The following is a 12,874-nucleotide window of genomic DNA, read 5'->3' as shown; positions in this document are numbered from 1 at the left end:
GATGTTTGTAGGGTGCAGTTATGGCTCGCAACATAGTGATCAGTGGTGGCGGTACGGGAATCGGGCTCGCGGCTGCGCAGGTGTTCGCTGCGGAAGGGGACCGGGTGCTGCTCCTCGGGCGGCGCGCCGGGGTGCTGGAGAAGGCCGGGGTACCGGGGGCGTTGACGTACGCCGCCGATCTGAGTGACGTCGACGAGGTGCGTGGGGTCGTCGGGTTCGTGGGGCGGGAGCTCGGGACCGTGGATGTGCTGATCCACAGTGCCGGAGGGACCGGGCAGCTCGAACCGGCCGTGGAGAGTGCCGATCCGCTCGATGCCGTCGCACACAACTGGACCGTGAACTTCCGGCTCAATCTGCTGACCGCGGCGCTGCTCACCGAGGGGTTGAAGGACCGGCTCGCCTCGCCGGGTGGGCGGGTGCTGTTCGTCAGCTCCATCGCCGCGTATCGGGGGTCCGGGAGCGGGGCGTACGGGGCGGCGAAGGCGGGGTTGCATCCGTATGCCCATGATCTCGCACGGGAGTTGGGGCCTCGGGGGATCACGGCGAATGTGGTGGCGCCGGGGTATGTCGAGGACACGGAGTTCTTCGGGGCGGCGATTGATGGTGCGCGGCGGGAACGGCTTATTGGTGACACGTCTACCGGGCGGGCGGGGAGGCCGGGAGACATCGCCGCGACGCTTCATTGGCTGGCGTCACCTGGGGCCGGGCATGTGACTTCGCAGGTTGTGCAGGTCAATGGAGGGGCTGAGAGGGGGCATTGATGGTGGGTGGGTGCGGGTCCGTCGTGGCTGGTCGCGCCCACGCGGCGGAGCCGCATATCGACACAGCCCCGCGCCCCTGGGTGGGTGCAGTCACCGGCGCCACGACGGACCGTCTAGCCGCGGCCTGTTCGAGGGGGCTCGTGGGCCCTGCGAGGGGGCTCGCCGTCCCTTGTGTGGCCGTCCAGGCGCTGGAATCCCGGGGCCAGTGTCGCGTCCGCCGTGTTGACCCGGGGCAGGGCGTATGGGTGGTTGTCGGTCAGCCAGCGGATCATCTGTTCGCGGACCGCGACCCGTACCGTCCAGATGTCGTCGGCGTCCTTGGCGGTGACCAGGGCCCTGACCTGCATTGTGTTCGGGGTGGTGTCGGTGACGGCGAGGCCGTAGTCGCGCCCGTCCCAGGCGGGGCATTCGCGGAGGATGTCGCGCAGCCGCTCGCGCATCAGCTCGACCGGGGCCGTGTGGTCGACGTGGAAGTAGACGATGCCGGTCATCTGCGGGGTGCCGCGGGACCAGTTCTCGAACGGCTTCGAGGTGAAGTACGACACCGGCATGGTGATCCGGCGCTCGTCCCAGGTCCGTACCGTCAGGAAGGTCAGCGTGATCTCCTCGACGGTGCCCCACTCGCCGTCCACCACCACGGTGTCGCCTATGCGCACCATGTCGCCGAAGGCGATCTGCAGCCCGGCGAACATGTTGCTGAGCGTCGACTGGGCGGCGACACCGGCGACGATGCCGAGAATTCCGGCCGAGGCCAGCAAGGAGGCACCGGCCGCGCGCATCGCGGGGAAGGTCAGCAGCATCGCGGCCACCGCCACCACGCCGACGACCGCCGCCACCACCCGCATGATCAGCGTGACCTGGGTCCGCACCCGGCGCACCCGGGCGGGGTCGCGGTGCACGCGCGCGTAGCGGGTGTACGTGGACTCCACGATCGCGGCGGCGATCCGGATCACCAGCCAGGCGGCCGCGCCGATCAGCACCAGCGTCAGCGTCTGCCCGATGCCGGCACTGTGCCGTTCCAGCACCTTCGCCTCGTCGTACGAGCCTCTGAGCATGGCCGCGCAGAGCACGAGCTGGTAGGGGATGCGGCCACGGCGCAGCAGACCCCACAGCGGGGTCTCACTGTGGCGTTCGTCGGCCTTGCGCAGCAGACGGTCGGTGGCCCAGCCGATCACCAGGGTGAGCAGAGCCGAGCCGCCGACCACGATCAGCGGGCGGAGTACGTTCTCCATGACCCCGAACCTAACCGGACCGGGGCGGTCATGAACATGTGACTTCCGCCCCGAAGTGGGTACGGCCCCTTCTCCCGGCCGTGCGAAGGCGCTGTCAGTACCGGCTGGCACCATGGGCTCATGAACATCATGCTCTTTCACTCGACCTACGGCCTCAGGCCCGCCGTCCGTCAGGCCGCCGACCGGCTGCGGGAGGCCGGGCACGAGGTGTGGACGCCGGACCTCTTCGAGGGGCGCACGTTCGAGACGGTCGAGGAGGGCATGGCCTTCAACGAGGGCATCGGCAAGGACGAACTCCTCAAGCGGGCCGTCCTGGCCGCCGCGCCCTACTCCGAGCGCGGTCTCGTCTACGCGGGCTTCTCGCTCGGTGCCTCGATCGCGCAGACCCTCGCCCTGGGCGATGAGAAGGCCCGTGGCCTGCTGCTCCTGCACGGCACGTCGGACATCGCGCCGAACGTGACGGTGGACGGGCTTCCGGTCCAGCTGCATGTGGCCGAACCGGACGCCTTCGAGACCGACGACTGGCTGAGCGCGTGGTATCTCCAGTTGGGCCGCACCGGTGCCGATGTGGAGGTCTACAGATACGCAGGGGCCGGTCACCTCTACACCGACCCCGACCTCCCGGACTACGACGAGGAGGCCGCCGAGGCCACCTGGCGGGTGGCCCTCGGCTTCCTCGACACCCTCTAGACCGGCTCTAGACCGGCGTGTACGTCCGCTCGACCTTCTGCGTCCCGGTCCGCGTGCGGTACGAGCGCGCCCAGGACGAGGTCGCGTCGGCCTTCGTCTTGTCGGACAGGACGTAGTAGTCCATCTGCGCCCGGTCGGCGGTGATGTCCAGGACGCCGTAGCCGTGGCGGTCGGTGTCGACCCAGTGGACGTGCCGGTTGGCGACCTGGATGATCGGTGCCGCGAGCGCGGTGACCGTGCCCTCGGGGACCTTCAGGATGTCGTCGAGGTTGTCCGAGGTCACCGAGGTGACGACGAACTCCGTGGCGGCGGAGGCCGACAGCGGGTAGGTGCCGGCGTCCACCGGCACGTCGTTGGCCCACGCCATGTGGATGTCGCCGGTCAGGAAGACGGTGTTGCGGATGGCGTTGGAGCGCAGGTGGGCGAGGAGTTCACGGCGGTCGTCCGTGTAGCCGTCCCACTGGTCGGTGTTGAGGGCGAGGCCTTCCTTCGGCAGGCCGAGCAGCTCGGCGAGCGGCTTCAGCAGGTCCGCGGAAAGGGAGCCGATCGCGAACGGCGAGATCATCACGGAGTTGCCGATCAACCGCCAGGTCGTGTCGGAGGACTTCAGGCCCGTCTTGAGCCAGTCGAGCTGGGCGCGGCCCGTGATCGTGCGGTCCCGGTCGTCGACCGAGCCGCTGCCGACGGAGACCTGCTGCGAGCGGAAGGACCGCAGGTCGAGCAGCGACAGGTCGGCGAGCTTGCCGAAGCGCAGGCGGCGGTAGGTGGTGCCCGCTGTCGCCGTGCGCACCGGCATCCACTCGAAGTAGGCCTGCTTGGCGGCGGCCTGACGGGCCGTCCAGGTGCCCTCCGCGCCCTCGGTGTGGTTCTCGGCGCCGCCCGACCAGGCGTCGTTGGCGAACTCGTGGTCGTCCCAGATCGCGACGACCGGGGCGACCGCGTGCAGCGCCTGGAGGTCCGGGTCCGTCTTGTACTTGGCGTGCCGGACGCGGTAGTCGGCCAGGCCGAGGATCTCGTGGGTCGGCGCGTGCTGCCGTACGACGGTGTCGCGGGTGCCGTACTCGCCGGTGCCGTACTCGTAGATGTAGTCGCCCAGGTGCAGCCAGGCATCCAGGTCGCCGCGGGCCGCGAGATGGCGGTACGACGAGAAGTAACCGGCCTCCCAGTTGGCGCACGAGACCACGCCGAAGCGGAGGTTCGCCACGGCCGCGTCCGCCGCCGGCGCGGTGCGGGTGCGCGCCGCCGGGGATGTCGTGCCGCCCGCGGAGAAGCGGAACCAGTAGTCGGTCGCGGGTGCGAGGCCGCGTACGTCCGCCTTGACGGTGTGGTCGGAGGAGGCGGTCGCGGTGACGGAGCCCTTGGCGACGACGGTCGTGAACGCCTTGTCCTTGGCCACCGTCCAGGAGACCTCGGTGTCCGGGCCGAGCCCGGATCCGGGTTCGGCCTCAGGAGTCGGTGTCACCCGGGTCCACAGCAGGATGCCGTCCGGTAGCGGGTCGCCGGAGGCGATGCCGTGCAGGAAGGCGGGGGCTTCGGCCGCGCGGGCCGGCAGGGCGACGGTGAGCGGGGCGGCCAGGACGGCGCCGGCCGCCGCGGCCTTGACGACCGTACGGCGGCGCGGGGACAGGGAGTTGGTTTCGGCTGATCTGTATCGACTGGTCACGGCCGATCAGGTTACTGATCGGTATTAACGAGAGCGGGCGAACTCGTGAAAGTTCGCCCGCTCTTTTACCGAAGGGTGTACGCGACGAGGCGTCAGGCCTTCAGGGCCGCGTCGATCGCCGTGGTGAAGTCGGCCACCGTCATGGGTGCGTTGCCGTCGGCACCGGTCAGCGTCTTGCCGTTCATCTTCAGGGTCGGGGTGCCGGTCACGCCGTCCTTGTTGAACTTCTCGGACATCACCAGGGCCCACTTGTCGTAGGTGCCGTTCTTCACGGCGTTCTGGAAGGTCTTGTTGTCCTTCAGCTCCGGGACGGTCTGCGCGATCTTGATGAGGTAGGCGTCGTCCTTGAACTTGTCGGTGTCCTCGGAGGGGTGCCACTTCGTCGAGTACATCGCGGTCTTGTACTCGAGGAAGGCCTCGGGGCTGACGTTCAGGGCCGCGCCGAGCGCGCTCAGGCCGTTCTTGGAGCCCTCGCCGCCGAGGTTGCCGTCGAGGAAGGAGGCGCCGACGTACTGGATCTTGAACTTGCCGGCGTCGTAGTCCTTCTTGACCGTAGAGCCGACCGTCTGCTCGAACTGGGCGCAGACGGGGCAGCGCGGGTCCTCGTACATGACCAGGGTCTTCTTGGCCGTGCTCTTGCCCATGACGACGGTCGTGCCGTTGGTGCCCGTGGTGTTGGCCGGCTTGACCAGCTTGTCGTTCTTGGCTTCTTCCCAGTAAGTGGGCTTGTTGTTCTGGACGACTGCGTAGCCGATGCCGCCGGCTATCGCCAGGACGCCGACCACGGCGCCGGCGACGATGATCTGCCGCTTCATCTTGTCGCGCTTGGCCTGGCGCTCGCGCTCGATGCGCAGCCGCTCGCGGGCGGCGGTCTTCGCCTGCTGGCTGTTCCGCTTGCTCATGGTGGTGTTCTCCGTAAGGGGGACGCGCACACGTCGTGTGCGGGGGTACGTGAAGGGGGACTGGTGGTGCTCAGGCGGAAGCGGCCGAGCACGGCGGTCCACGCCGTCCCAGGGAGTGCACGAGGATCTCGTCGAGAACCACGGCGGTACGGCGGCCGGGGCGCACCGGGCGGCCCGGCTCGGGCGCCGACCGCACGGTCAGTGCGGCGGCCGCCAGCAGGAGCGGCCGGAAGGTGGTGGCGGCCACGGCCCGCAGGAGCTGGGCCAGGGCCCGCTCACCGCGGCGCAGCCAAGCGGCCGCGAACAGGCCCACACCGATGTGCGCGCCGAGCAGCAGCCAGGCGGTCTGCGGGTCGGCGTGGGCCAGCAGGCCGCCGAGCCGGTCGGGGTCGGTGCCGGTCATCCGGGCCAACGGCGAGCCGACGCTGGTGCCGTCGCCGCAGAACACGTCCCAGCCGACCGAGCGCAGCGGGCCCGCGACCGGGCCGCCCGCGGCGCCGTAGCAGACGTGCTGGCCGGTGGTGAAGACGGTGTCGGCGGCCAGCTCCAGCGGGATCAGCACGGCGGCGATCCGCCCGAAGCCGCGCTCGCGGCCGGCCAGCGCGTAGGCCAGTGCGAACACGGCGACGGCGACCGCCGCCACCGTGTTCAGCGGCAGGGGAGCCCGGGACAGCAGCACGTGCGACGCGGTGCTGAGTGTCACGACGAGTGCCGTGAAAAGCGCCGCGCGGAGCGCTCGTAGCCGGGTCCCGGATATGTCCATAGCGTGGAGAGTGTGACACGTGGGCCTGTAAGAGACCCCTAAAGGGTCTCTGTGAACGGCCCGTCGTTATCGACCGGTCACAGACCGGGGATCCGGCCGTTGCGGAACAGGTCCACGAAGGTCTGGTGGTCGGCACGCGCGCGTGCGCCATAGGTGTGCGCGAAGTCGACCAGAAGGCCGGCGAAGCCCTCCTCGTCGGCCGCGATCGCCGCGTCGATGGCCCGCTCGGTGGAGAAGGGCACCAGGGACTCGCCGGAGGTGTCGTCCGCCGCCCCGTGCATGGTGGCCGTGGCCCGGCCGAGGTCGGCGACGACCGCCGCGATCTCCTCCGGGTCGTCGATGTCGCCCCAGTCCAGGTCCACGGCGTACGGCGAGATCTCGGCGACCAGTTGGCCCGCACCACCCAGCTCGGTCCAGCCCAGCCACGGGTCGGCGTGCTGCTGCAGGGCGCGCTGCGAGATCACCGTGCGGTGGCCCTCGTGCTGGAAGTAGTCGCGGATCGCCGGGTCGGTGATGTGCCGGGAGACCGCCGGGGTCTGGGCCTGCTTGATGTAGATGACGACGTCGTTCTCCAGGGCGTCGCTGTGGCCCTCCAGAAGGATATTGTACGACGGCAGCCCCGCCGAACCGATGCCGATGCCCCGGCGGCCCACGACGTCCTTGACGCGGTAGGAGTCCGGGCGGGCCAGGGAGGTCTCCGGCAGGGTCTCCAGATAGCCGTCGAAGGCCGCGAGCACCTTGTAGCGGGTCGCCGCGTCCAGCTCGATCGAGCCGCCGCCCCCCGCGAAGCGGCGCTCGAAGTCGCGGATCTCCGTCATCGAGTCCAGCAGTCCGAAGCGGGTCAGCGAGCGGGCGTCGCGCAGCGCGTCCAGGAGGGGGCCCTCGGCGGTGTCCAGGGTGAAGGGCGGCACCTCGTCGCTCTTGGCGCCGGTGGCCAGGGCGTGGATCCGCTCGCGGTACGCGCCCGCGTACACCTGCACCAGCTCGGTGATCTGGTCGTCGCCGAGCGCCTTGGCGTAGCCGATGAGCGCGATGGAGGCGGAGAAGCGCTTGAGGTCCCAGGTGAAGGGGCCGACGTAGGCCTCGTCGAAGTCGTTGACGTTGAAGATCAGCCGGCCGTTGGCGTCCATGTACGTGCCGAAGTTCTCCGCGTGCAGGTCGCCGTGGATCCACACGCGCGAGGTGCGCTCGTCCAGGTACGGGCCGCCCCTCTTCTCCGCGTCCAGGTCGTGGTAGAAGAGGCACGCCGTACCCCGGTAGAACGCGAACGCCGAGGCCGCCATCTTGCGGAACTTCACGCGGAACGCGGCCGGGTCGGCGGCCAGGAGCTCGCCGAAGGCGGTGTCGAAGACAGCGAGGATCTCCTCGCCGCGGTGCTCGTCGTTGAGCTGCGGTACCGACATCGCGGGGTGCCTCCTGGTGCATGTGTACGACAGCGTTTCTGCCGTCTCTCCAACGGGCGGGCCCGGGTGAAAGTGCCCATGACCCTCGTTGTGAAGGTACGCGGGGCGGCCCCCTGAGTGTCAGTGCCGAGGCATAGACTTCGACGCTGTCCCCCGAACTGTCCGCCCCCCTGTCGCCCAGCGTTTTCCATGGAGGCCACGCCGTGTCAAAGCCGCCGTTCACGCACCTGCACGTCCACACCCAGTACTCCCTGCTGGACGGTGCCGCGCGGCTCAAGGACATGTTCAACGCGTGCAACGAGATGGGCATGACCCATATCGCCATGTCCGACCACGGCAACCTTCATGGGGCGTACGACTTCTTCCACACCGCGAAGAAGGCCGGGGTCACCCCGATCATCGGGATCGAGGCGTATGTCGCCCCCGAGTCCCGGCGCAACAAGCGCAAGATCCAGTGGGGCCAGCCGCACCAGAAGCGGGACGATGTCTCCGGTTCCGGTGGTTACACCCACAAGACGATGTGGGCCGTGAACTCGACCGGCCTGCACAACCTCTTCAAGCTCTCCTCGGACGCCTACGCCGAGGGCTGGCTGCAGAAGTGGCCCCGGATGGACAAGGAGACGATCTCCCAGTGGTCCGAGGGGATCGTCGCCTCCACCGGCTGCCCCTCCGGCGAGCTCCAGACCCGGCTGCGTCTCGGCCAGTACGACGAGGCCCTGAAGGCGGCCGCCGAGTACCAGGACATCTTCGGCAAGGACCGCTACTTCCTGGAGCTGATGGACCACGGCATCGAGATCGAGCACCGGGTCCGTGACGGCCTGCTGGAGATCGGCAAGAAGCTCGGCATCCCGCCCCTGGTGACCAACGACTCGCACTACACGTACGCGCACGAGTCGGTCGCCCACGACGCCCTGCTGTGCATCCAGACCGGCAAGAACCTCTCCGACCCGGACCGCTTCAAGTTCGACGGCACCGGCTACTACCTGAAGTCCACCGACGAGATGTACGCCGTCGACTCCTCGGACGCCTGGCAGGAGGGCTGCGCCAACACCCTCCTGGTCGCCGAGATGGTCGACACCACCGGCATGTTCGAGGCCAAGAACCTCATGCCGAAGTTCGACATCCCCGACGGCTACACCGAGGTCACCTGGTTCAAGGAGGAGGTCCGCCGCGGCATGGAGCGCCGCTTCCCCGGCGGTATCCCCGAGGACCGCCAGAAGCAGGCCGACTACGAGATGGACGTCATCATCCAGATGGGGTTCCCCGGCTACTTCCTCGTGGTCGCCGACTTCATCATGTGGGCCAAGAACAACGGCATCGCGGTCGGTCCAGGGCGAGGCTCCGCGGCCGGCTCGATCGTCGCCTACGCCATGGGCATCACCGACCTCGACCCGATCCCGCACGGCCTGATCTTCGAGCGGTTCCTCAACCCCGAGCGCGTCTCCATGCCCGATGTCGACATCGACTTCGACGAGCGCAGGCGCGTCGAGGTGATCAGGTACGTGACGGAGAAGTACGGCGCCGACAAGGTCGCCATGATCGGCACCTACGGCAAGATCAAGGCCAAGAACGCGATCAAGGACTCCGCGCGCGTACTGGGCTACCCGTACGCGATGGGCGACCGCCTCACCAAGGCCATGCCCGCCGACGTCCTCGGCAAGGGCATCGACCTGAACGGCATCACCGACCCCTCCCACCCGCGCTACAGCGAGGCCGGCGAGATCAGGTCGATGTACGAGAACGAACCGGACGTGAAGAAGGTCATCGACACCGCAAAGGGCGTCGAGGGCCTGGTCCGGCAGATGGGTGTGCACGCGGCCGGCGTGATCATGTCCAGCGAGCCCATCGTCGACCACGCGCCGATCTGGGTGCGGCACACCGACGGCGTGACCATCACGCAGTGGGACTACCCGCAGTGCGAGTCGCTCGGCCTGCTGAAGATGGACTTCCTGGGCCTGCGCAACCTCACGATCATGGACGACGCCATCAAGATGGTGAAGGCCAACAAGGGCGTCGACCTGGAGATGCTCGCCCTCCCGCTGGACGACCCCAAGACCTTCGAACTGCTCTGCCGCGGTGACACCCTCGGCGTCTTCCAGTTCGACGGCGGCCCGATGCGCTCACTGCTCCGCCAGATGCAGCCCGACAACTTCGAGGACATCTCCGCCGTCTCGGCCCTCTACCGGCCGGGCCCGATGGGCATGAACTCGCACATCAACTACGCCGAGCGCAAGAACAAGCGCCAGGAGATCACCCCGATCCACAAGGAGCTGGAGGAGCCGCTCGAGGAGGTCCTCGCGGTCACCTACGGCCTGATCGTCTACCAGGAGCAGGTGCAGAAGGCCGCCCAGATCATCGCCGGGTACTCGCTCGGCGAGGCCGACATCCTGCGCCGCGTGATGGGTAAGAAGAAGCCCGACGAACTGGCGAAGAACTTCACCATCTTCCAGGCCGGCGCCCAGAAGAACGGCTACAGCGACGAGGCCATCCAGGCACTGTGGGACGTCCTGGTCCCCTTCGCCGGCTACGCCTTCAACAAGGCCCACTCCGCCGCGTACGGACTGGTCTCCTACTGGACCGCGTACCTCAAGGCCAACTACCCGGCCGAGTACATGGCCGCGCTGCTCACCTCGGTCAAGGACGACAAGGACAAGTCGGCGGTCTACCTCAACGAGTGCCGGCGCATGCGCATCAAGGTGCTCCCGCCGAACGTCAACGAGTCGGAGCACAACTTCGCCGCCCAGGGCGACGACGTGATCCTCTTCGGCCTCGAAGCGGTGCGCAACGTCGGTACCAACGTGGTCGAGTCGATCATCCGCAGCCGCAAGGCCAAGGGGAAGTACGCCTCCTTCCCCGACTACCTCGACAAGGTCGAGGCGGTCGCGTGCAACAAGCGCACCACGGAGTCGCTGATCAAGGCGGGCGCGTTCGACACCATGGGGCACACCCGCAAGGGCCTCACCGCGCACTTCGACTCGATGATCGACAACGTGGTCGCGGTCAAGCGCAAGGAGGCCGAGGGCCAGTTCGACCTCTTCGGCGGGATGGGCGAGGAGGACACCAGCGAGCCCGGCTTCGGACTCGACGTGGAGTTCACCACCGAGGAGTGGGACAAGACCTATCTGCTCGCCCAGGAGCGCGAGATGCTCGGTCTGTACGTCTCCGACCACCCGCTCTTCGGCCTGGAGCACGTGCTGTCCGACAAGGCCGACGCGGGCATCGCCCAGCTGACCGGCGGCGAGCACTCCGACGGGGCCGTGGTGACCATCGGCGGCATCATCTCGGGCCTCCAGCGCAAGATGACCAAGCAGGGCAACGCCTGGGCGATCGCCACCGTCGAGGACCTCGCCGGTTCCATCGAGTGCATGTTCTTCCCGGCGACCTACCAGTTGGTGTCGACCCAACTCGTCGAGGACGCCGTGGTGTTCGTCAAGGGCCGCCTCGACAAGCGCGAGGACGTGCCCCGCCTGGTCGCGATGGAGCTCCAGGTCCCCGACCTGTCCAACGCGGGCACCAACGCGCCGGTCATCCTCACCATCCCGGCGCTGAAGGTCACGCCGCCGATGGTCAGCAGGCTCGGTGAGATCCTCAGCCATCACAAGGGCGAGAGCGAGGTCCGCATCCGGCTCCAGGGCCCCAGCAAGACCACGGTCCTCCGGCTGGACCGGCACCGGGTGAAGCCGGACCCGGCCCTCTTCGGTGACTTGAAGGTGCTGCTCGGACCGTCCTGCCTCGCGGGCTGAGAGAGTTGCAGAGGGGCGCACCCGCAACCGGGTGCGCCCCTCTGTGTGCCTGGATCTCAACAACCCTTTATGCAGATGTCAGTTGTGGCCGAAGCTCTTCTGCCGGCCTTTGCGGGCGACATCGCCGGGGGTCACCTGCGTGGCGCGCTGCTCGGTCTGCGCCTCCATCGAGGACTGCTGTGCCTCCTCGCGGCCACGCTCGGACTGCGGCTGCTTGCGGTTCTGCTTCTTGTTCTTGGCCATGGTGATCTGCCTCCTGAAGGGGATCTAGGGGCCAGGGCCGGGACCAGATTCACATAGGCTGACAGGAGGCGCATTTCGGATAATTACCGTGTGTGACAGGGGATGTCGCGTGCCGATACCCCGAAACGCCACGCCGAAGATCGAGTTCGGGCCGTTAACCCTCGCGTCGTCGGGCAGACTCGAAGCAAGCCCGAAGCCCGAAGCAAACCTCCCGGAAAGAGGGTGGATCGCGTGGACCGCTGCATCGTCCTGGTGGACGCCGGGTATCTGCTGGGGGCCGCCGCGAGTCTCCTTGCCGGGGAACCCTCCCGCTCCCGCATCACCGTCGACCACACCGCCCTGGTCCAGGGCCTGCGCGACCGGGCCGAGTCCGACACGGAACGGCCCCTGCTGCGCATCTACTGGTTCGACGGCGCCCCCGACCGCGTTCCGCAGCCCGAGCACCGTCGGCTGCGCGTGATGCCCCGGGTCACCGTCCGGCTCGGCGCCCTGACCCGCAGCGACGGACGCTGGGCCCAGAAGGGCGTGGACGCCGCCATGCACGCCGAGCTCACCGAGCTGGCCCGCAACCGCGCCTGCTCCGACGTCGTGCTCGTGACCGGCGACGGGGACCTGCTGCCGGGCATGATGGCCGCCAAGGAGCACGGGGTCGCCGTACACCTGTGGGCCGTGCAGGCCGCCGACGGGGACTACAACCAGTCCGAGGACCTGGTCGCCGAGGCGGACGAGCGGCGCGTCCTGGACCGTACGTGGATCACCAAGGCCGTACGGGCGAAGGACCTCGGCGGGGTCTGCGCGCCGCCGCCGGTACCGCGGCCCGAGATCGCCGCGATCCTCTCGGCGCCGCTGCCGGAGTCCGCGCCCGCGTCCGGGCGGACCGCGGAGGAGGGCGAGCACGCTCAGGCGGCCGCCTCGGAGAACGGCACACAGGAGCGGGTGCCCGCCCCGAAGGGGGTGCCGACGCCCAAGGACCTGGCCGCGCTGCGGGCGCCCGGTTCCCAGCCCGCCCCGCATCCGGCGAGCGCGACCCTGCGCTGGTCCTCCGACAAGGGCTGGGTCGACCGGCCCGGGGGCGCCGCCGAGCCGCCCGAGGTCGCCTCCATGCCCACGCTCGCGCAGCTCACCACGGCGGAGCAGCGATGGGCCGACCGGGAGGAGGACATCACCACCGTCGGCGGGGACCCCTTCGAGGTCGGGCAGGTCTTCGCGCGGCGCTGGATGGAGCGGCTCGGGGACCAGGGGCATCTGCAGCGGTTGTCCGGGATGTATCCGCGGGTCCCGCACCGGATCGACGGTGAGCTGCTGCGGTACGCGGCGCGGTTCGGGCTGCTCGCCCACAAGGACGACCAGATCGACGAGCACGACCGCTATGCGATCCGGGCCGGGTTCTGGCGGGAGATCGACGTGCGGACGGCCGCGGAACACGCGCCCGCCGGTGAGTGAGTATTGCGGCGTATTTCGGTATGAGAGACGC

The 12,874-nt window shown here is 68.8% G+C and carries 10 protein-coding genes; 4 read left to right on the top strand and 6 right to left on the bottom strand.

Features of this window, described 5'->3' with window-relative positions; genetic code table 11:
* Positions 1-20 precede the first annotated feature (20 nt).
* A complete protein-coding gene (locus tag ACI2L1_RS20495; protein WP_404740752.1) occupies positions 21-761 on the top strand; it encodes an SDR family NAD(P)-dependent oxidoreductase in 741 nt (246 codons plus the stop codon).
* Positions 762-874: 113 nt separating this feature from the next.
* Here the strand turns inward: ACI2L1_RS20495 and ACI2L1_RS20490 are convergent, their stop codons facing one another.
* Positions 875-1,993 carry a mechanosensitive ion channel family protein gene (locus ACI2L1_RS20490; RefSeq protein ID WP_404740751.1) on the bottom strand — a complete coding sequence of 373 codons (1,119 nt, stop codon included), beginning with the start codon at positions 1,991-1,993 and terminating at the stop codon, positions 875-877.
* 120 nt (positions 1,994-2,113) lie between these two features.
* On the opposite strand from ACI2L1_RS20490, the gene ACI2L1_RS20485 reads away from it, so the two are divergent.
* Positions 2,114-2,683, top strand: coding sequence for a dienelactone hydrolase family protein (locus ACI2L1_RS20485; protein WP_404740750.1), 570 nt, complete (start codon positions 2,114-2,116; stop codon positions 2,681-2,683).
* Between the two features lie 7 nt (positions 2,684-2,690).
* On the opposite strand, the gene ACI2L1_RS20480 is transcribed toward ACI2L1_RS20485, so the two are convergent.
* The 4 genes from ACI2L1_RS20480 to ACI2L1_RS20465 form a co-directional block, all read right to left on the bottom strand.
* A complete protein-coding gene (locus ACI2L1_RS20480; protein ID WP_404740749.1) occupies positions 2,691-4,346 on the bottom strand; it encodes an alkaline phosphatase D family protein in 1,656 nt (551 codons plus the stop codon).
* A gap of 92 nt (positions 4,347-4,438) precedes the next feature.
* The gene (locus ACI2L1_RS20475; protein ID WP_404740748.1) at positions 4,439-5,248 is read right to left on the bottom strand and encodes a thioredoxin domain-containing protein; all 810 of its coding nucleotides are present in this window, start codon (positions 5,246-5,248) and stop codon (positions 4,439-4,441) included.
* A gap of 70 nt (positions 5,249-5,318) precedes the next feature.
* Entirely contained in the window at positions 5,319-6,011 is a 693-nt protein-coding gene (locus ACI2L1_RS20470; protein WP_404740747.1) for a hypothetical protein, read from the bottom strand.
* Between the two features lie 77 nt (positions 6,012-6,088).
* Positions 6,089-7,414 carry a DUF2252 domain-containing protein gene (locus ACI2L1_RS20465; protein ID WP_404740746.1) on the bottom strand — a complete coding sequence of 442 codons (1,326 nt, stop codon included), beginning with the start codon at positions 7,412-7,414 and terminating at the stop codon, positions 6,089-6,091.
* A 203-nt stretch (positions 7,415-7,617) separates the two neighbouring features.
* On the opposite strand from ACI2L1_RS20465, the gene dnaE reads away from it, so the two are divergent.
* Complete coding sequence (gene dnaE, locus ACI2L1_RS20460; protein ID WP_404740745.1) at positions 7,618-11,157, top strand: DNA polymerase III subunit alpha; 3,540 nt, start codon at positions 7,618-7,620, stop codon at positions 11,155-11,157.
* Between the two features lie 78 nt (positions 11,158-11,235).
* Here dnaE and ACI2L1_RS20455 read toward each other — a convergent pair whose 3' ends face one another.
* Positions 11,236-11,400, bottom strand: a complete 165-nt coding sequence (locus ACI2L1_RS20455) for a hypothetical protein (protein WP_328746601.1) — start codon at positions 11,398-11,400, stop codon at positions 11,236-11,238.
* A gap of 231 nt (positions 11,401-11,631) precedes the next feature.
* Between ACI2L1_RS20455 and ACI2L1_RS20450 the strand changes: the two genes are divergently transcribed.
* Positions 11,632-12,843 (top strand): NYN domain-containing protein, encoded by a 1,212-nt coding sequence (locus tag ACI2L1_RS20450; protein WP_404740744.1) that lies wholly within the window; start codon positions 11,632-11,634, stop codon positions 12,841-12,843.
* Positions 12,844-12,874 lie beyond the last annotated feature (31 nt).

The organism is Streptomyces sp. NPDC019531 (assembly GCF_044903305.1).
Classification (GTDB): Bacteria; Actinomycetota; Actinomycetes; order Streptomycetales; family Streptomycetaceae; genus Streptomyces.
Note: the sequence above shows the minus strand (reverse complement) of the source record. Positions and strands in the feature narration are given on the sequence as shown.